This window comes from Flavobacterium sp. ASV13, assembly GCF_000745775.1.
GTDB lineage: Bacteria > Bacteroidota > Bacteroidia > Flavobacteriales > Flavobacteriaceae > Flavobacterium.
Map to the genome: position 1 here is coordinate 340,433 of NZ_KN050752.1, position 19,546 is coordinate 359,978.

Sequence of the window (19,546 nt, forward strand, 5' to 3'; positions counted from 1 at the left end):
ACAATGGTAAATAAAATAGAGCATATAGGGATTGCGGTAAAAAATATGGACGATGCAAATGTATTGTTTGAAAAAATGCTGGGTGTTCCATCTTATAAAATGGAAGCTGTAGAAAGCGAAGGTGTTTTGACTTCTTTTTTTCAGACAGGAAACAATAAAATCGAACTTTTGGTTGCAACAAATCCGGAAAGTCCGATTGCAAAATTTTTAGAGAAAAAAGGAGAAGGAATTCATCACATTGCTTTTGATGTTGATGATATCGAAGCTGAAATTACGCGTTTAAAAAATGAAGGTTTTGTTCTGATAAACGAAGTTCCGAAGAAAGGTGCCGACAATAAATTGGTTGTTTTTCTACATCCGAAGAATACTAATGGCGTTTTAGTAGAGCTTTGTCAGGAAATTAAATAAAAAAAAGTTTTTTTTGTTTTTAAATAAGGTATTGAAAATCAATCTCGTTTTTTAATACTGATACTTCAAAATAGAATTAAATACAAATGATGTCTTAAAATATTTGGAGTGAATGAAAAATAGTAGTAATATTGCATCCTCAAACCGGTCCTATAGCTCAGCTGGTTAGAGCACCTGACTCATAATCAGGTGGTCCCTGGTTCGAGCCCAGGTGGGACCACAAAATATAAAAGCTTCATAAATTTTTATGAAGCTTTTTTTGTTTTTAGGGTTGTATTTCTGTAAAAATCTTCTACATTTGTCGGGTCGAGTGCTTTAGTATAAAGGGCTTGTACGAAATTTCATAAAAGACCCCAAGTCTAATTTAAAATCGCTTGTCTGTGACAGGTTTAAACTTATGAAGATAACGAAAACTATTTTTTTTACATGTTGTTTTGTCTTAATGACAGTTATGAGTGTTATGGCTGCTCCAACGCCTCCGCAACCACCACAATCAGCAGCTAGAAGTGCTGCAACAACTGCTGACGACGACGACGATGGACCGCCAGCACCTCCGGGAGTGCCTATCGATCAAAAAATATTTATTTTGGCCGGATGCGCGTTAATATTTGGTATATATGCAATTCGCAGATATGATTCTATAAAAAAAGCTTCAGTTTAAATTGAAGCTTTTTTTATGAAAATAAGTTGCTGTTATTTGTTTATCGAATATAATCGTGAGATGTATTTTCCAATAACATCAAATTCTAAGTTTATTTTAGTTCCTACTACAAAGTTTTTGAAATTGGTGTTTTCAAAAGTATAGGGGATTATCGAAACGCTAAATTCATTTGTTTTTGAATTGACTACAGTAAGACTTACTCCGTTTACGGTAATTGAGCCTTTTTCAATTGTGATATTGTTGAGGTTTTTGTCGTATTCAAAAGTGTAATTCCAGCTACCGTTTGCTTCTTCGATTTTAATACAGGTTCCGGTTTGGTCTACGTGTCCCTGAACAATATGTCCGTCAAGACGAGCGTCAAGTTTCATGCCGCGCTCTAAATTAACGATGTCGCCAGTTTTCCAGTCGCCAATATTGGTTTTTAAAATCGTTTCTCCAATTGCTGTTACCGTATAAAAAGAATCTTTTATTGATACAACCGTCAGGCAGATTCCGTTATGAGAAACGCTTTGGTCGATTTTTAATTCATTAGTAATAGAGGAGTCAACTGTGATGTGAAGATTGCCTTGGTCTTTTTGTATTTCATGAACCCTTCCTAGGGTTTCTATAATTCCTGTGAACATTGTTGTTTTATTTTACTAAATTTGCACATCAAAATTAGTAATAAATAAGCTGAGCTCATGAATAAAAAAGCAGAAAATATAATTGTTGGAATTTCAATTGGAGATTTAAACGGTATTGGAAGCGAAGTTATATTGAAAACATTCGAGGATTCTCGTATGCTAGAATTGTGTACGCCAGTTATTTTTGCAAATGCTAAAATACTTTCTTTCATTAAAAAAAGTTTTACATCTTCTGTTCAATTTCATGGAGTGGATAAATTAGAGCAGGTTTTGTCGGGAAAAGTGAATGTTTTAAACCTTTGGAAAGAAGGTGTTGATATTACTCTTGGGAAAAATGATGAAAAAATTGGCGAATATGCCATTAAATCTTTTGTGGCAGCAACCAAAGCTTTGAAAGAAGGTTCAATTGATGTTTTAGTTACAGCTCCAATTAATAAATATAATATTCAGTCAGAGGAATTTAAATTTCCGGGTCATACAGATTATTTGGACAAAGAACTTGAAGGTGATGCATTAATGATGATGGTTCAGGATAATTTAAGAGTTGGTCTGTTAACAGATCATGTTCCTTTAAATGAAGTTTCATCACATTTGACGGAAGAATTAATCACAAGAAAAATCGAAACAATCAGAAAATCATTGATTCAGGATTTTAGTATAGTGAAGCCAAAAATTGCTGTTCTGGGATTAAATCCTCATAGTGGAGATGGCGGAGTTATCGGAAAAGAAGAAGATTTGATTTTGAAACCAACTTTGAAAAAAATATTTGAGTCGGGAACAATGGTTTTTGGGCCTTTTTCTGCAGATGGCTTCTTTGGAAGTGGTCAATATGAAAAATATGATGCAATTATTGCAACTTATCATGATCAGGGATTAATTCCTTTTAAAACACTATCTTTTGGAAAAGGGGTGAATTATACGGCAGGTTTGAATAAGGTTAGAACTTCACCAGATCACGGTACAGCCTATGATATTGCAGGAAAAGATATGGCAGATTTTAATTCGTTTAAAGAGGCAGTTTATCTTGCGATCGATATTTTTCGCTCGCGTAATCAGTATGAGGAGATTAGCCAAAAACCTCTAAAAATAAAAGAAAAACAGTTATAAACAAAAAAAGGTCAATAAGATTATTAGATTTATAATAATTTTATATCTTTGCACCCCAATTCAGATATCTGTTTACAGATGCGAATTGTTCAAATTGATGTTGAAATGAGCAAAACAAAAGAATTTTTAATTCCTTTCGTAGGATTAAAACTAGGAAAACACCATTTTGAGTATCAGGTAAATAACAAGTTCTTTGAGAACTTTGAGTATAACGAATTTCAAAGTTCGGATATCAAAGTTAATTTAGTTTTAGATAAGAAAAGCACTATGCTTGAATTGGATTTTAAACACAAAGGAACTGTAAATGTGCCTTGTGATCTAACAGGCGAAGATTTTGATTTGCCAATTAAAGGTAAAATGAAATTAATCGTTCGTTTTGGAGATGAGTTTAATAATGACAATGAAGAGTTGCTGATATTGCCACACGGAGAGTTTGAAATAGATGTTGCACAATACATTTATGAAATGATTGCGTTGTCGGTACCTCTAAAACGAGTTCATCCAGGAGTGAAAGACGGAAGTTTGCAAACAGAAGCTTTAAACAAACTGAATGAATTAAGTGTAAAAGAACAAAAGGAAGAGAGTAAACAAGAAGAAGATATTGACCCGCGTTGGGAAAAATTAAAGAAACTATTAACGGATAAATAATATAGTAAAATGGCACATCCTAAGAGAAAAACCTCGAAAACAAGAAGAGATAAGAGAAGAACACATTATAAAGCTACTGTAGCTCAAATCGCTACATGTCCAATTACTGGAGAAGCACATTTATACCACAGAGCTTACTGGCATGAAGGTAAAATGTACTACAGAGGGCAAGTTGTTATCGATAAATCTGAAGCGGTTGCTTAATACGTTTTTGTAAATTATACTAGAACTCTCACATAGTGAGAGTTTTTTTTGTTGGTTATAATTTTCGTTTTTTAGGAAAATATAGACAAATTCGTTACGTTTTTTTTTGTAATTTTCAAGTCTTTTAAAAATTTTTCAAATACACTGTATTTGAAAGGAAATAATAGAATATAATGAATACAATCACAGCCGCAATTACCGCTGTTGGAGCTTATGTTCCTGACTTTGTACTTTCAAACAAAGTTTTAGAAACAATGGTTGATACCAATGACGAATGGATTACCACTCGTACCGGAATTAAAGAAAGAAGAATTCTGAAAGATGCTGACAAAGGAACATCGTTTCTTGCTATAAAAGCAGCGCAGGATTTAATAGCGAAAGCAAATATCGATCCGTTAGAGATTGATATGGTTATAATGGCAACAGCTACTGCAGATATGCCAGTAGCCTCTACAGGAGTTTATGTTGCAACAGAAATTGGAGCTACTAATGCATTTGCATATGATTTGCAAGCTGCATGTTCAAGTTTCTTATACGGAATGTCAACTGCTGCGGCTTACGTACAGTCAGGACGTTACAAAAAAGTTTTATTAATTGGTGCCGATAAAATGTCATCAATTGTAGATTACACAGACAGATCTACTTGTATTATTTTTGGAGATGGAGCAGGTGCTGTTTTGTTTGAACCAAATTATGAAGGTTTAGGTTTACAAGATGAATACCTAAGAAGTGATGGTGTAGGACGCGATTTTCTTAAAATTTCTGCTGGAGGTTCTCTAATCCCAACTACAGAAGAGACCGTTAAAAACAGACAACACAACATTATTCAAGACGGAAAAACTGTTTTTAAATATGCAGTTACCAACATGGCCGACGCTAGTGAATTGATTGTTAAAAGAAACAATTTGACTAACGAAGATGTAGATTGGTTAGTGCCACATCAAGCAAACAAACGTATTATTGATGCTACTGCAAGCAGAATGAATCTTGAAGATTCAAAAGTGTTGATGAATATTGAAAAATATGGAAATACAACTTCAGCAACTTTGCCATTAGTATTAAGTGATTTTGAACACAAATTCAAAAAAGGAGATAATATTATTTTAGCCGCTTTCGGTGGTGGATTCACTTGGGGATCTATCTATTTAAAATGGGCTTACGATACAAAATAAATCAAAACTAAAAACGAATCATTATGGATTTAAAAGAAATTCAAAACCTAATCAAATTTGTAGCAAATTCGGGAGTTGCTGAGGTAAAGTTAGAAATGGATGATGTAAAAATCACTATCAGAACAACTTTAGAAACAAATGTAACTGAGGCTACTTATGTACAGCAATTACCAGCTCAGGCTGCATTGCCACAGGCTGCTGTTCCTCAAGTGGCTGCTCCGGTTGTTGTAAATGTAAACAGTGAAGCAGCGGCTCCGGCTGAAAATTCTAAATTCATTACTATAAAATCTCCAATCATTGGAACATTCTATAGAAAACCATCTCCAGACAAACCAGTTTTCACTGAAGTAGGAAGCACTATCGCAAAAGGAGATGTTCTTTGTGTAATTGAAGCAATGAAATTATTCAACGAAATCGAATCAGAAGTTTCAGGAAAAATTGTTAAAATTCTTGTTGACGATATGTCTCCAGTTGAATTTGATCAACCTTTATTCTTAGTAGATCCATCATAAATAAATTTAGATTTTAGATTTTAGGTTTTAGATGATCTGCAGAATTAATATCAGACATCTAAAATTATCTAATTATCAAATTGTCTAATTATCTAATTAAAATAAGATGTTTAAAAAAATATTAATTGCGAATAGAGGAGAAATTGCACTTCGTGTAATTCGTACATGTAAGGAAATGGGAATTAAAACAGTTGCCGTTTACTCTACAGCCGATGCAGAAAGCTTACATGTTAAGTTTGCTGATGAAGCGGTTTGTATTGGTCCCCCACCAAGTAACTTATCGTACTTAAAAATGTCAAATATTATTGCTGCTGCAGAAATTACAAATGCAGATGCAATTCACCCAGGATACGGTTTCCTTTCTGAGAATGCTAAATTCTCAAAAATTTGTCAAGAGCACGGAATCAAATTTATTGGTGCAGCTCCTGAAATGATCGACAGAATGGGAGATAAAGCTTCTGCAAAAGCTACAATGAAAGCGGCAGGAGTACCTTGTGTACCAGGTTCAGACGGATTATTAGAATCTTATGAGCATGCACAAAAAACAGCAGCAGAAATCGGTTATCCGGTTATGATGAAAGCTACTGCAGGTGGTGGTGGAAAAGGAATGCGTGCTATCTGGAAAGAAGATGAGCTTTTGAAAGCTTGGGAAAGCGCACGTCAGGAAGCTGCTGCAGCATTTGGAAATGACGGAATGTACATGGAGAAACTTATTGAAGAACCACGTCATATCGAAATTCAAGTAGTTGGAGATTCTTATGGAAAAGCATGTCACCTTTCTGAAAGAGACTGTTCAGTACAACGTCGTCACCAAAAACTTACTGAAGAAACACCTTCGCCTTTCATGACAGACGAATTACGTACTAAAATGGGAGAAGCTGCTGTAAAAGCTGCTGAGTTCATTAAATACGAAGGAGCTGGAACTGTAGAATTCTTAGTTGACAAACACAGAAATTTCTACTTCATGGAAATGAATACTCGTATTCAGGTTGAACACCCAATTACTGAACAAGTAATTGATTACGATTTGATTCGCGAGCAAATTATGGTTGCAGCTGGAATTCCAATTTCAGGTAAAAACTATTTACCACAATTACACGCTATCGAATGCCGTATTAATGCTGAAGATCCTTATAACGATTTTCGTCCTTCACCAGGAAAAATTACTACGCTTCATATGCCAGGAGGACACGGAGTACGTTTAGATACTCACGTTTATTCTGGTTACAGCATTCCACCAAATTACGATTCTATGATTGCTAAGTTGATTACAACTGCACAATCTCGTGAAGAAGCTATCAGTAAAATGAGAAGAGCTTTGGATGAATTCGTAATCGAAGGTGTGAAAACTACAATACCTTTCCACAGACAATTAATGGATGATCCAAAATATATTGCAGGTGATTATACAACTGCATTTATGGATACTTTCAAAATGAATAGTCCAGAATAATTTTAAAAGGCTGTCGATTTCGACAGCCTTTTTTATTTTTACTACAAACCCGATGAGTTTTTAACTTATCGGGTTTTGTTGTTTTCATAAGTTAGGAAACACTAAAAGTGTATAATTTTTACACACTCATTTAGAGAATTACACACTTTTTACAATTTGAAAATTTTGGCATGATAATGAAAAGTCCTTTAAAAACAAGGGATTAGGTGTGATGGAGGTATGTTTTTACTTTACGGCATAATAATTTCATTATCTAAAGCGTAAACAACTATAAACAAAACTAAAATTTACATTATGAAAAAGATATTATTATCAGCCGCTATTGTTTTGGGAAGTTTAACTTCATTCGCAGCAAACTCTTCAAATGAAGATTCTATTGTAAAAACAGTTTCAATTCAGGATGAATATACTGAAATTAAATTAGAAGAATTGCCAGCTGCAGTTACTGACGCTTTAAAAAAATCATTTCCAAATGCAGTAGTTTCTAAAGCATACAAAAATGAAAAAGCACAATATAAACTGGATGTAACAGTTGGAGGCAAAGAAGGGAATCTTTTTGCTAACGCCGACGGAACTTGGATTCAAAAATAATCTAAAAAGCGTCCCATGTATTTTCAAATAAAAAATACTAAAATCAAATTAACTATCTTAAAATACTATTATCATGAAAAAATTATTTCTATCAGCCGCAATCGTTTTGGGAGGTTTAACATCATTTGCTTCGACTTCGACTTCTCAAATATCAAATTCAATCGTAAAAACAGTTTCAATTCAAGACGAGTACACTGAAATTAAATTAGAAGAAGTTCCTACTGCAGTTACAGACGCACTTAAAAAAGCCTACCCAGATGCAGTGCTTTCAAAAGCATATAAAAATGCTGCATCACAATATAAACTTGACGTTACTGTAGGTGACAAAGTAGGTTCTGTTTATGCGAATGCAGACGGAACATGGGTTAAAAAATAATCCCTTTTTGTTCCAATCAAATTAATTAACTCTATTAAATATACACACTATGAAAAATTTATTTTTATCAGCCGCAATCGTTTTGGGAAGTTTAACATCATTTGCTTCAACTTCTCCAATTACAAATTCAATCGTAAAATCAATTTCTGTTCAGGATGAATACACAGAAATTAAAAATGAAGAAGTTCCTTCTGCAGTTATAGATGCGCTTAAAAAAGCATATCCAACAGCAGTACTTAATAAAGCTTACAAAAATACAGCTTCACAATATAAGCTTGAAATTACAGTAGGTGATAAAGTGGGTTCTCTGTATGCAAATGCAGATGGATCTTGGATCAAAAAATAAGAAGTTCAACAACTAAAAATATTACATTATGAAAAAGTTAATCTTATCGGCAGCAATCCTTTTAGGAGGGCTGTCAATACAAGCCACACCAATTGTTGCCAATGTAGCAACAGTGAAATTTCAGGATGAATACAAAGAAGTAGATGCTGTTCCGGCAGCCATCAAAACTGCTTTAGACAATGCTTATCCTGGTGTAAAACTTGATAAAGCGTATGTAAACGATAAAAAAGAATATAAAATTGACATTATCGTGAGAGATGTGAAATCAACAGTTTACACTGACGAAAAAGGAAATATTCTTAAAAAGTAACTATTTAAACTATCCCCACTATGAAAAAGTTAATCTTATCGGCAGCTGTCGTTTTTGGAAGTTTGTCAATCAATGCTGCAACTATTGTTGCAAAAACTGAAATGGTTCTATCAGTAAATGTTCAGGATGAATATACTGAGGTTGCTGCAGATGCTGTTCCGGCAGCAGTGAAATCGACTATCGAAAAATCTTTTCCAGGTACAAAACTAGAAAAAGCATATAAAAACGCGAAGAACGAATATAAACTTGTCATAGCAAGCGGAGAGAAAAAGTATACTTTTTTTACAGATGCTTCTGGAAATATTATTAAAAAATAATTCTTAAAAAAAAGAGCATTATGAAAAAGTTAGCCATCGTGACAGCTGTTGTTGTTTTAGCAAGTTTGTCTATTCCGGCAACTGCGGAAACACTTTTAACTAAAGAAAAAACATCCGTTTTAGTTCAAACAGAATATACAGAAGTAACTGTAGACGCTGTGCCGGCGGCGGTAAAAACTGCTCTGCAGACTGCTTATCCAAATGCAAAATTGGAAAAAGCTTATGTAAATGAGAAAAAAGAATACAAATTAGAAATATCAGTTAAGGATCAGAAGGCTACTGTTTATTCAGATGTCAATGGCAATTGGCTGAAAATATAATAGATATATTATAAATATAATTAGGTGAATTAGATTTATGTTTTTGGTGAAAAAGAGATTGCTTATAGCAGTCTCTTTTTTTTTGCATAATTTTGTGAGAATACAACTTTAATAGTATTATTTTAGCAAAAAAAGTCCTTAAAAACAGATGTCAAAGATATTATTGATAGAAGATGATATTTCGTTTTGTAAATTATTAGAGAAATTTCTAATAAAAAAAGCATACGAGGTAACAATAGCTTTCTCTGCTGCAGAAGCCAGATCAGCAATCAAAAATGAATCATTCGATTTGATTTTGACTGATCTTCGCCTGCCTGATTCTGATGGTATCGGACTAATGACCGAATTCAAAAATTCTCATCCGCACATTCCTGTTATTATGATGACAGGTTATTCTGATGTGAATACAGCTGTAAAAGCGATAAAAAATGGTGCAGCCGATTATATTTCGAAACCTTTTAATCCCGATGAGGTTTTATTAGTCATTACAAACGCGTTGCAAAATAATAATGAAACTGAGGAGGTTGTTTCTAAAGAGAAGAAACCAGCTAAAAAACAAGTTTCTTCTGAAAATGAATTCGTAAGAGGAATTTCTGTCGCTTCACGAAAATTATTAGATCATATTCAATTGGTAAGTCCGACAGATATGTCTGTTTTGATTATCGGCGAAAGCGGAACCGGAAAAGAAATTATTGCCAAAAGCATTCATCAGCAAAGTACTCGAAAAAACAATAATTTTATTGCAGTTGATTGTGGTGCAATTCCGAAAGAATTAGCGGCAAGTGAATTCTTTGGACATTTAAAAGGATCTTTTACCGGAGCAATCAGCGATAAGATGGGTTATTTTGAAGCTGCAAATGGTGGAACGCTTTTTCTGGATGAAATTGGAAATCTTTCTTATGAGAATCAAATTCAATTATTGAGAGCACTTCAGGAAAGAAAAATAAAACCCGTTGGAAGTAATAAAGAAATAAACGTCGATATCCGAATCATAACTGCAACAAATGAAGATTTACGTGAAGCAGTAAAAAACGGCGATTTCAGAGAAGATTTATACCATAGAATCAATGAATTCTCGATTCTTTCGCCTTCATTAAAAGAAAGAGGAGAAGATTTAATGGTTTTTGCGGATTATTTCCTGGAAAAAGCCAATCAACAACTCAATAAAGATATTATTGGATTTTCGCCAGAAGTGGTGACTATTTTTCAAAGTTACAATTGGCCAGGGAATTTGCGTGAACTTCAAAATTGCGTAAAACGTGCTACACTTTTGACTCGTGGAAATTATATTGAAAGCGAAGTTTTGCCTGCCGAATTTTTTCAGATTCAAAAGCAGAATTCATTTGAATCAGTGGCTGGTTTTTCTTTATCTGAAAATGAAAAAGAAACCATCATTCATGCACTTTCAAAAACGCAAAACAATAAATCGGAAGCAGCAAAACTGCTTAAAATTACAAGAAAGACACTTTATAATAAATTGAAGCAATACAATATTGATTAAATGATTTCGTCTTCTAGGATTTTAAAAAGTGAAGTGATTTTGTTTTTTAAATCGGAATAAATGTTTTTTGCTTCAGCAATTTTAAAATCATTTTTTTCTAAAACTATTAAAATTCCGGCAATCTCATTTGCTTCAATTTGTTTGAACATCGGCGCAATTCGATGTGCAATTGCATTTATTTCTGCAGCATTTTCATCAGCAATGGCACTTTCCAAATAGACTAAATTTTCATTTGTGCTTTCTATAAATGATTTTAAAACATCATTTAAAGCATTTTTATCATGACCCAGAAAATCTTTAAGAGTTTCTAATGAATATAATTTAGTTGATGTTTTTTCTTCAGTTTCGTGTGTTTCAACTTGAGGGAGTGTTTCATTTCCTAAAATAATTCGGATAGTTTCCAGCAATATTTTTGGTGAATAGGGTTTTTTCACAACTGTTATAAATCCTGCATCTGAATAAACTGAAGCGTCAAGATCTGCTCTTCCGGTCAAAGCAATTACTGGCTGATTTTGATAAAAAGTGCTGTTTTTAAGTTTTTCTAAAAACATGAAACCATCTATTTCTGGCATTTGAATGTCGGTAATAACAAAATCAAAATTCGTTTTCTGAATAACTTCCAAAGCTTTACTGGCATTGCTAAAAGACAAAACCTGATGTTTTTCCTGTCTCAGAACGCCGCTGGTCAAATTCAGTAGATTAATATCATCATCAATAACAACAAAAGTCTGTGATTTGGTTGGAAGTAAAATAGGTTTTTTAATTTCTTTAATTGTATTCGTACTAGTGTCAAATAATAATGGAAGCTGAATTTCAAAAGTACTACCTTGCCCAAAAACACTTTCAAGCTGCAATGTTCCTCCTAAAATCGAAATTATTTTTTGGCAAATTGATAAGCCTAAACCTGTTCCGCCATATTTTTTTTCGATGTTTTCATTCGCCTGTGCAAATTCTTCAAAAACTAATTTCTGATTTCCTTTTTCGATTCCAATTCCGGTATCTTCAATTGTGATCGTAAAAAAATCATTGTTTTCAGTCAAAAAAGCATTAATTCTGATATAGCCCTCTTCTGTAAATTTATAGGCATTTCCAATGATATTGCTTAAAATTTGCTTCAGGCGAAATGGATCGCCAACAATTTTTGAATTTAATTTTTCATCAACATTGATTATTAAGTCAATGTTCTTTTGTTTGTAAACGGTTTGAATACTTTTGGCGACTTCATCAATAATCTGTGGTAATGAAAACGGGACTTTTTCAATTGTAATTTTTCCTGCTTCTATCTGAGAAAAATCCAGTAAATCCTGAACTAACTGTGTTATATATTCAGAGGAGTTTTTGATATTGTTAATGAAATAAGACTGTTTTGTATTAACATCAGAATTGCCTAGAAGTTCAGAATAACCCACAATGGTACTCAACGGCGTTTTTAAATCATGACTTACGGTCGAGATCAATTGTTCACGGCTTTTAAGAAGATTCTTTGTTTTGAAATTCGCGATTTCAAGCTGTTTTTTATACAATTGTGATTTCGAATAATCACTTACAATTAAAATAGAAAAGAAAATCGTCAGAATCAAACCGATAATAGCCGAAGCAGTTACGATTTCATTTACTTTTTTAAGTGATTTTTCTTTTAAAGAATTGTTTTTAATGGAGTTGATGATGATTTCGCGTTCGATAATTCGAAGTACTTTTCGCAGTTGGTCAGAAATTGCGATTTCGTTTTTCAGCAATTTGTTTTCTTCAAAATTCAAAGATTCTTTTTTCTTTTCGGCTCTTAATTTTACGGAGCTTAAAAGTTTTTTTGAATTTGCTAAAATCGAGTCCGAAGCTTTTTTACTCAGCGTATTGGTGCTGTCATCCGGAATATTCTGATTGAGATAATCGACGTATTTTTGAAGCACATTTTTTTGATACGCGCCCAACTGATTTGGATTTTTAGTAAAATCCTGAAGTTCTAATTTGCGAAGCTTAAACTCCATTTTGGTAATTTCGTCAATTGCTGAATTTACTGAAACTTCATCGTCGGCCTTATTTTTTATGGTTTTTAGCTGCTGAATATTTTTGGTTTTTTCTGCCAATAAATAAGTCACGCTGTCTAAAAGCACTTTTTGATATTCTGTAGTAACAATTTGCTTTAAAGTGTCGATTCGCGCGCGGAGAGAATCGCTTTCAATTACATAACTTTTAAAGTCTTTATCAGAATTGGTTTGAATGGTTTTTCGTGCTAAACTTTCTGTTTTGTAAACGTTCGAGAAAAGCTTGCTGACTCTTAAGATTTTTGTTTTTTCAAATGCAATTTTATCTTCTAATTTATTATAAACTACATTCTCAGAATATAAGAACCATCCCACGGTAACAACCAATGCAAGTAATGCAACATAGCTGAAAAGCACTTTGATGGCTGTGTAACTTTTTTTGCTTTCCATAGATTTTTAAAGTGGGAATGTGGTGGTTTTAAAATCGAATTCTCTGCAATTTATTCAAAAAAATCTGTTTTAAAAAGAGAAATACGACCGAAAGTGTTATATAATTCAAAGGTTCAGAAAAGAAAATAGCCACAGATTATATAAAATCTGTGGCTATTAAAATGTTTCTTATTTTTTAAATTATAGCGTTTCGTTCAGCCATTTAAAAAATTCGCCTTGCCAAACTTGTGCATTTTGCGGATGTAAAACCCAGTGGTTTTCATCTGGAAAATAAACAAAACGACTTTTTAATCCTCTTAATTGAGCTGCCTGAAAAGCTTCTTGCCCTTGCCCGATTGGCACACGGAAATCTTTTCCTCCTTGGAAAATCAAGATTGGTCTGTTCCAGTTTTGCACTAAAGTTGCCGGATTGAAAGTTGTATATGATTTTTGAGCCACAGCATTATCTTTTTCCCAATATGCTCCGCCAAAATCCCAATTGTTAAAGAAAACTTCTTCAGTAGTTCCTAACATTGAAACAGTATTGAAAACCCCATCATGAGCGATGAAAGTTTTGAAACGGTTGTTGTGGATTCCCGCTAAATAAAATACCGAATATCCTCCGTAACTTGCACCAACACATCCTAAACGGCTTTTGTCAACATAATTTTCTTTAGCAACATCGTCAATTGCAGAAAGATAATCGTCCATAACTTGTCCGCCCCAATCTTTACTGATTTGTTCGTTCCATGTTACACCATGTCCTGGCATTCCGCGACGATTTGGTGCAACTACTACATAACCTTTAGCAGCCATTAAAGAAAAATTCCATCGGAAAGAATACGATTGTGTCAACGCACTTTGTGGTCCGCCTTGGCAAAATAATAAAGTTGGATATTTTTTTGTAGCATCAAAATTTGGAGGTAAAATTACCCAAACCAACATTTTTTTGCCGTCAGTTGTAGTAACATAACGTTTTTCTGTTTTGCTCAGCGTTAATGTTTTGTAAGTATCTGTGTTTACATTTGAAATTTGTTTCCAAGTGTTTTTCTTCAAATTATAAGAATAAATTTCAGCTGCATGATTCATGTCAGTTCTTGTAACAATGATATCATCGCCCGCAAAGCCAACTAAGTCAGCCACATCAAAATCTCCGTTTGTAATTTGACGAACGTTAATTGCCATTTTAGTCAAACCAGGAAAATTAACTGTAAAAAGCTGTTTTGTACCATCAACCGGAGCAACAAAAAACACATTTTTTCCGTCTTTGCTCCAAATAAATTGATCTACAGTTCCGTCCCAATTTGCCGTTAAATTAGTTTTGATTCCTTTAAATTCAACAATAATGTCGTTTTTATCCGCTTCATAACCGTCACGTTTCATTTGCAGCCAAGTCAGATTTCCTGTCGGAGAAAATTGCGGAGCAGTGTCGTAACCAAGATTGTCTTCGGTTCTGTTGATTGTTTTTTGAGTTTCTAAATTGTACTCATAAATGTTTGTGTTTGTCGAAACAGCATAAGCAGTTCCTGCTTTTTTCTTGCATACATACAAAATGCTTTTTCCATCAGGAGACCAAATATAATCTTCGTCGCCACCAAAAGGTTTTTGAGGAGAATCAAAAGTTTCGCCTTTTAAAATATCGATTCCGACAGCGCCATCTTTATTCTCTTTATAAAAAACATGGTTGAATTTGCCTTCGTTCCAGGTATCCCAGTGGCGGTAATCCAAACCATCATAAATTTGAGCATCAGATTTGTCAAGATTTGGATAAAAATCTTTTCCTAAAACCTTATCAATTTTTACTTCTTCATTGTAAACCAAAAATTTTCCGTCAGGCGAAACATTTTTATCTTTTAAAACATCTTTTGTGTCTTTGATTTCAGTAGCATTACCTCCATTAACTGGAATAATATACAATTTTGAAGTTGATTTGTTTTCTGCTACAGAAGGTGTAGAAACTTTAAAAACAATATTTTTTTCATCTTTTGAAAGTCCAAGTGCAGTAACTCGTCCTAATTTCCATAACAATTCCGGAGACATTACATTTTGTCCGATAGCATTTAAACTCATCATTATTAAGGTTGTGAATAAAACTTTTTTCATAATAAAACTTGTAATTTTTGTGCGCTAAAAATACAACATTTAAATTCCATTCTGTGAAAATGAGAATTCCAATTTTCTGTTAAAGTTTATTGCTTTTAAAGTAAGGATGTCATCCTGACCGAAGTCGAAGGGCGCACAGTGCGTAGGCTTTGACTTCGCTCGGCCTGACATCGATGTGTAATGTGAGACTAATTTTTTTAAATGAACTTATATTACTTATATGGTTCAAAAAAATCATTATTTTTATAAAAAAGTCTGAATATGGAATTGAGTTATTGGGAACTGAAAAATTGGTTTACAAATATTGATTATACAATTGTAGGCAGCGGAATTGTTGGTTTGCATGCTGCATTGCGCTTACGCGAAAGATTTCCTGCTGCTAAAATTTTGGTTTTAGAAAGAGGAATGTTGCCGCAAGGCGCTAGTACAAAAAATGCCGGTTTTGCTTGTTTTGGAAGTCTTTCTGAAATTTTAGATGATTTAAAAACACATTCTGAGGATGATGTTGTGGCGCTGATTGAAAAACGATGGAAAGGTTTACAAATGCTCCGAAAAAGACTAGGTGATTCAGCAATTGATTTTAAACCTCATGGCGGATACGAATTGTTTTTGAAAGACGACGAACTCGGATTTAGTGAATGTATTTCGAAAATTCCGTTTATAAATGAAGTTTTAAAACCGCTTTTCAAAGCTGATGTTTTTTCGAAAGAAGTCGATCGTTTTGGATTTGAAAATATTCAGGAATATTTAATTTTTAATCCGTTTGAAGCGCAGATCGATACCGGAAATATGATGCAGGAATTGTTGAGACAAGCCGTTGCAGCAGATATTCTAATTTTGAATCAGCAAACCGTGACGGGTTATTCTGATTTAGGAAATCAGGTCGAAATTGCATTAAACGATTTTAGTTTTAAAACCCAAAAACTGTTTTTTGCAACAAATGGTTTTGCCGGATCATTGACAAATGGTGCTGTAAAACCGGCCAGAGCGCAAGTTTTAATTACAGAACCCATTCACAATTTAGATATAAAAGGAACGTTTCATTTAGATAAAGGATATTATTATTTTAGAAATATCGGCGATCGGATTTTACTTGGCGGAGGCCGAAACCTTGATTTTGAAGGAGAAACCACAACCGAATTTGGTAACACGAAAATTATCCAAAATAAATTGGAAGATTTGCTGAAAAATGTAATTTTACCAAATCAGGATTTTCAGATTGCGCATCGTTGGAGCGGGATTATGGGAATCGGGAACAGTAAGAATCCTGTTGTGTCAGCACTTTCTGAAAATGTATTCTGCGGAGTGCGTTTAGGCGGAATGGGCGTGGCAATAGGAAGTTTAATAGGAACAGAATTAGCAGATTTAATATAATGGCAGCAACCAAAAAACCAGCACCAAAAAAGCCGGCAACAAGTAAACCAAAACCAGCAGCAAAAAAGAAAACAAATAAAACCTTTGGCGAAAAAGTCAAATGGTTTTTTATCAAAGCAATGCTGTGGTTTTTTGGATTGTCAATAGGTTCTGTTATCTTTTTTAAATATGTTCCGGTGCCTTTTACTCCTTTAATGATTATTCGCGCCATCGAAAATAAAATGGCGGGTAAGGAAGTTTATTTCGATCATGACTGGGAACCAATTGAAAAAATTTCGAATAATCTTCAAAAAGCGGTAATCGCCAGCGAAGACGGAACTTTTTTATCACACAACGGTTTCGATTTTAAAGCACTTCAAAAAGCATATAAAAGCAACGAACGCGGTCGCCGAATCCGAGGCGGAAGTACCATTTCGCAACAAACGGCCAAAAACGTATTTTTATGGCAAGGAAAAAGTTACCTGCGAAAAGGCTTAGAAGCTTATTTTACTGTTTTGATTGAGATCATCTGGGGCAAAGAAAGAATCATGGAAGTTTATTTGAACAGTATAGAAATGGGCGACGGAGTTTATGGCGCTTATGCAGCGACTGAACATTGGTACCGCCGTGATGCTTCGAGCTTGACACCGATGCAGGCTGCAGGAATTGCCGCAATTCTTCCAAATCCAAGAAAATTCAAGGCAACAGGTTCTTCAAGTTATATTAATAGACGAAAAGAAAGAATTGTTCGCGAAATGCGCTACGTTGGAAAAATAAATTACGATGGTAAATAAAAACGTTTTTCTGGCGGTTTTTCTGCTCGTAACAACTTTGGTTTTCGGACAGGGAAATACAAAAGAATTCGGTTTTATCTCTGATAATGATTTATATACATCGTCTAAAAATGATATGTATTATACCAATGGTTTAGAGCTTTTTTTTCGTTATTTATCCAAAAACGAAAACGAAAAAATCAATAAAAAAATAACCGAATTTCGTTTAGGGCAATACATTTACAATCCAAGATATATCAATCAAACGGCTGTAGATATTAATGATCGTCCTTTTACCGGTTATCTTTTCGCAGAAGTTGGACGCAGTTTTTTCTACCAAAGTGAATCAGCCCTAAAAACTGATTTTCAATTGGGTTACATGGGGCCAAATGCTTTTGGACGAGAAACTCAGGAAAGTTTTCATCATCTTATTGGTTATAAAAGAGTGTATGGTTGGGAAAATCAGTTGCATAATGCTCTTGCTGTTCAGGCGCATGCTATGTATTCGAAGAAATTATTTCCGAGTAAACACAATGATTTTATAGATCTTCATTTTCAGTCAGAAGCTAATTTGGGAACTATTTTTACAGGCGTTTCAACAGGATTTCTCACCCGAATTGGGTTTAAAAAACTCCAGCCAATTTACGATTCCAATTTGCATGATGCTTCTGTAAGTTCAGTACCACAATATGAAATCCGTGAATTTTATTTTTATGCCATGCCAAGTGTGAATTATCAGTTTTATGATGCTACAATTCAAGGAAGCATGTTCAGCGACACGAGTCCAGTAACTTTCGATTTAGAACCGCTTCGTTTCAACGCCGAGTTTGGTTTGAAATACCGCCATAACAAATTCAATATTTCGTATTCTTTTCTTTACCGAGGCCGAGAGTTGAAAGATCCTGGAATTGATACTAATTCGGGGTATTTTTATGGATCGATCAGGTTGGGTTTTTTATTGAGGTAGGTTTTTTAATAAAAAAGCCATAACTTTTGTCATGGCTTTTTGGTATTTATCTATAATGTGAATTTCCTATCTTAATAATTTCGGGGTACTAATTCAGAAATATTTAAAAATGATACTTAATTCAAAAACAGATACTTATTTTTTTCTTAAAGATTTGAACGTGCTTTGGTCTTCTTTAGAAGAATATTCTACTTAAATTTTTTGCAAAAGTACAAACAACATGTTGATTAATTCTCAATTTAAGGTTAAATTTTTGTTTTTTATTTAAAATAGTAATTTTAAAAAGCTCTAAAATTGCTTAATAGTTAATTTTAGGGCAAAAAAAGCTTTCAAATTAATACATAAATTGTTTTTTGTAAATAATAAAAAGGTTCTTACTTATTTTTTAAATAACAGGCTTAACTTTTAGATAATATACAGAAATCAAAAAAGCTTTATTTTTAGAATAAAATTCACCTTATGGATATCAATTGGAATATAATAGGAATTGTGGTAATCTTGGTTATAGTTTTGGTTGTGCTGACAATCAGAAAAAACCAGAGAGAGAAAAAGAAATTGGAAAATTTGCTGAATAACGATTTCAAAAAAGCAGAAAAAGATAGAGTGGATGCTGATGATTCGGCAAATGAAAAATAATTAGAAATTAGTTTTTCTAAAAAAATAAAACCCTTGTAAAACAGAATTTACAAGGGTTTTTTATTTTGTGGAGAATACCGTCCCGATGCATCGGGAGAACCGGTCGCCTTCCCGATGCATCGGGATACTCTAGCCTTTTGTTGTAATTAGGTTTTCGATATATTTTCTGCTTTTCATTTTTTTGATTTGTAATTCTCTTTGACAAGCTTCACTTCGAGTAGGAAAGGTTTCAAAATATTTTATTTCCCAATCTTTAGCCTTTTTTGTGAATTTGCTTCTGCTATTTAAATGATCTTGTAAACGTTGCTCAATATTTTGGCAAGACCCAATATAATATTTGTTGAGCAAAGAAGAATATAAAATATAAGTGTAAAACATAATTTGATATAAATGAAAATACCCAAACAGAATCAATTATCTGTTTGGGTATTTTTTAAATTATTAGTGGAGAATATCGGATTCGAACCGATCACCTCTACGCTGCCAGCGTAGCGCTCTAGCCAAATGAGCTAATCCCCCGTGCTTTGTTTTGTGGAGAATATCAGATTCGAACTGTCACCTTCCCGATTTTTCATCGGGACGCTCTAGCCAAATGAGCTAATCCCCCTTTTTAACTTTGAGGTTGAAAAATTAAATAAGGTAATCTCTCAATACGTTAACAAATAAAGTTAAATAATTTTCAAAAAACAAATTTCAGAGAGTTTCGGGACTATTATTTTTCAAAAGCGTAACTTTACTTTTAAATCTGTTTTTT

At 33.6% G+C, this 19,546-nt stretch carries 23 protein-coding genes and 3 tRNA genes; 20 read left to right on the top strand and 6 right to left on the bottom strand.

Translation table 11 applies throughout. The annotated features are described in order from the left end of the window. Window positions 1–3 precede the first annotated feature (3 nt). The 3 genes from mce (at window position 4) to GQ47_RS22030 (ending at window position 1,069) form a co-directional block, all read left to right on the top strand. Window positions 4–408 carry a methylmalonyl-CoA epimerase gene (mce, locus tag GQ47_RS22020; protein ID WP_035653181.1) on the top strand — a complete coding sequence of 135 codons (405 nt, stop codon included), beginning with the start codon at window positions 4–6 and terminating at the stop codon, window positions 406–408. Window positions 409–554: 146 nt separating this feature from the next. Further along, a tRNA-Ile gene (locus GQ47_RS22025) sits at window positions 555–628 on the top strand. 177 nt (window positions 629–805) lie between these two features. After that, window positions 806–1,069, top strand: coding sequence for a hypothetical protein (locus GQ47_RS22030; RefSeq protein WP_152561078.1), 264 nt, complete (start codon window positions 806–808; stop codon window positions 1,067–1,069). 32 nt (window positions 1,070–1,101) lie between these two features. Here the strand turns inward: GQ47_RS22030 and GQ47_RS22035 are convergent, their stop codons facing one another. After that, window positions 1,102–1,692, bottom strand: a complete 591-nt coding sequence (locus tag GQ47_RS22035) for a riboflavin synthase (protein ID WP_035653185.1) — start codon at window positions 1,690–1,692, stop codon at window positions 1,102–1,104. Between the two features lie 57 nt (window positions 1,693–1,749). Between GQ47_RS22035 and pdxA the strand changes: the two genes are divergently transcribed. From pdxA to GQ47_RS22100, 13 genes are all read left to right on the top strand, one after another. Further along, complete coding sequence (gene pdxA / locus GQ47_RS22040; protein ID WP_035653188.1) at window positions 1,750–2,799, top strand: 4-hydroxythreonine-4-phosphate dehydrogenase PdxA; 1,050 nt, start codon at window positions 1,750–1,752, stop codon at window positions 2,797–2,799. Window positions 2,800–2,904: 105 nt separating this feature from the next. Continuing rightward, a complete protein-coding gene (locus GQ47_RS22045) occupies window positions 2,905–3,447 on the top strand; it encodes a YceD family protein (protein ID WP_035653532.1) in 543 nt (180 codons plus the stop codon). Window positions 3,448–3,456: 9 nt separating this feature from the next. Next, window positions 3,457–3,651: a 50S ribosomal protein L32 gene (gene rpmF / locus GQ47_RS22050; RefSeq protein WP_008465217.1), complete on the top strand. Its 195-nt coding sequence runs from the start codon at window positions 3,457–3,459 to the stop codon at window positions 3,649–3,651. Window positions 3,652–3,824: 173 nt separating this feature from the next. Next, window positions 3,825–4,823, top strand: coding sequence for a beta-ketoacyl-ACP synthase III (locus GQ47_RS22055; RefSeq protein WP_035653192.1), 999 nt, complete (start codon window positions 3,825–3,827; stop codon window positions 4,821–4,823). Between the two features lie 23 nt (window positions 4,824–4,846). Next, the gene (gene accB, locus GQ47_RS22060; protein WP_035653194.1) at window positions 4,847–5,335 is read left to right on the top strand and encodes an acetyl-CoA carboxylase biotin carboxyl carrier protein; all 489 of its coding nucleotides are present in this window, start codon (window positions 4,847–4,849) and stop codon (window positions 5,333–5,335) included. A gap of 106 nt (window positions 5,336–5,441) precedes the next feature. After that, the gene (accC, locus tag GQ47_RS22065; protein ID WP_035653196.1) at window positions 5,442–6,788 is read left to right on the top strand and encodes an acetyl-CoA carboxylase biotin carboxylase subunit; all 1,347 of its coding nucleotides are present in this window, start codon (window positions 5,442–5,444) and stop codon (window positions 6,786–6,788) included. Window positions 6,789–7,082: 294 nt separating this feature from the next. Further along, entirely contained in the window at window positions 7,083–7,379 is a 297-nt protein-coding gene (locus GQ47_RS22070) for a hypothetical protein (protein WP_035653199.1), read from the top strand. 73 nt (window positions 7,380–7,452) lie between these two features. Further along, window positions 7,453–7,755: a hypothetical protein gene (locus GQ47_RS22075; RefSeq protein ID WP_035653201.1), complete on the top strand. Its 303-nt coding sequence runs from the start codon at window positions 7,453–7,455 to the stop codon at window positions 7,753–7,755. Window positions 7,756–7,804: 49 nt separating this feature from the next. After that, complete coding sequence (locus GQ47_RS22080) at window positions 7,805–8,101, top strand: hypothetical protein (RefSeq protein ID WP_035653204.1); 297 nt, start codon at window positions 7,805–7,807, stop codon at window positions 8,099–8,101. 28 nt (window positions 8,102–8,129) lie between these two features. After that, window positions 8,130–8,411: a hypothetical protein gene (locus GQ47_RS22085; protein ID WP_035653207.1), complete on the top strand. Its 282-nt coding sequence runs from the start codon at window positions 8,130–8,132 to the stop codon at window positions 8,409–8,411. 20 nt (window positions 8,412–8,431) lie between these two features. Continuing rightward, window positions 8,432–8,728 (top strand): hypothetical protein, encoded by a 297-nt coding sequence (locus GQ47_RS22090; RefSeq protein WP_035653210.1) that lies wholly within the window; start codon window positions 8,432–8,434, stop codon window positions 8,726–8,728. A 20-nt stretch (window positions 8,729–8,748) separates the two neighbouring features. Continuing rightward, window positions 8,749–9,048 carry a PepSY-like domain-containing protein gene (locus GQ47_RS22095; RefSeq protein ID WP_035653213.1) on the top strand — a complete coding sequence of 100 codons (300 nt, stop codon included), beginning with the start codon at window positions 8,749–8,751 and terminating at the stop codon, window positions 9,046–9,048. A gap of 148 nt (window positions 9,049–9,196) precedes the next feature. Beyond that, window positions 9,197–10,549, top strand: coding sequence for a sigma-54-dependent transcriptional regulator (locus tag GQ47_RS22100; protein ID WP_035653215.1), 1,353 nt, complete (start codon window positions 9,197–9,199; stop codon window positions 10,547–10,549). Here the strand turns inward: GQ47_RS22100 and GQ47_RS22105 are convergent. Then, entirely contained in the window at window positions 10,546–12,981 is a 2,436-nt protein-coding gene (locus tag GQ47_RS22105; RefSeq protein WP_035653218.1) for an ATP-binding response regulator, read from the bottom strand. The genes GQ47_RS22100 and GQ47_RS22105 overlap by 4 nt on opposite strands. Window positions 12,982–13,161: 180 nt before the next feature. Then, window positions 13,162–15,063 (bottom strand): S9 family peptidase, encoded by a 1,902-nt coding sequence (locus tag GQ47_RS22110; protein WP_035653221.1) that lies wholly within the window; start codon window positions 15,061–15,063, stop codon window positions 13,162–13,164. Between the two features lie 261 nt (window positions 15,064–15,324). Between GQ47_RS22110 and GQ47_RS22115 the strand changes: the two genes are divergently transcribed. The 4 genes from GQ47_RS22115 to GQ47_RS23675 all read left to right on the top strand — a co-directional run bounded on the left by GQ47_RS22115 (window position 15,325) and on the right by GQ47_RS23675 (window position 18,792). Continuing rightward, window positions 15,325–16,437, top strand: coding sequence for an NAD(P)/FAD-dependent oxidoreductase (locus tag GQ47_RS22115; protein ID WP_035653223.1), 1,113 nt, complete (start codon window positions 15,325–15,327; stop codon window positions 16,435–16,437). Beyond that, complete coding sequence (mtgA, locus tag GQ47_RS22120; protein ID WP_035653225.1) at window positions 16,437–17,210, top strand: monofunctional biosynthetic peptidoglycan transglycosylase; 774 nt, start codon at window positions 16,437–16,439, stop codon at window positions 17,208–17,210. The genes GQ47_RS22115 and mtgA overlap by 1 nt, the downstream gene beginning before the upstream one ends. Beyond that, on the top strand, window positions 17,200–18,156 hold the full coding sequence (locus GQ47_RS22125; RefSeq protein WP_035653227.1) for a lipid A deacylase LpxR family protein: 957 nt from the start codon (window positions 17,200–17,202) through the stop codon (window positions 18,154–18,156). The genes mtgA and GQ47_RS22125 overlap by 11 nt, the downstream gene beginning before the upstream one ends. A 459-nt stretch (window positions 18,157–18,615) precedes the next feature. Next, complete coding sequence (locus GQ47_RS23675; protein WP_193745238.1) at window positions 18,616–18,792, top strand: hypothetical protein; 177 nt, start codon at window positions 18,616–18,618, stop codon at window positions 18,790–18,792. A 129-nt stretch (window positions 18,793–18,921) separates the two neighbouring features. On the opposite strand, the gene GQ47_RS22130 is transcribed toward GQ47_RS23675, so the two are convergent. The 3 genes from GQ47_RS22130 to GQ47_RS22140 all read right to left on the bottom strand — a co-directional run bounded on the left by GQ47_RS22130 (window position 18,922) and on the right by GQ47_RS22140 (window position 19,399). After that, window positions 18,922–19,170, bottom strand: a complete 249-nt coding sequence (locus tag GQ47_RS22130; RefSeq protein WP_035653229.1) for a GIY-YIG nuclease family protein — start codon at window positions 19,168–19,170, stop codon at window positions 18,922–18,924. A gap of 67 nt (window positions 19,171–19,237) precedes the next feature. Further along, window positions 19,238–19,311 (bottom strand) — tRNA-Ala (locus GQ47_RS22135). A 13-nt stretch (window positions 19,312–19,324) separates the two neighbouring features. Beyond that, window positions 19,325–19,399 (bottom strand) — tRNA-Phe (locus tag GQ47_RS22140). Between the last annotated feature and the right edge of the window lie 147 nt (window positions 19,400–19,546).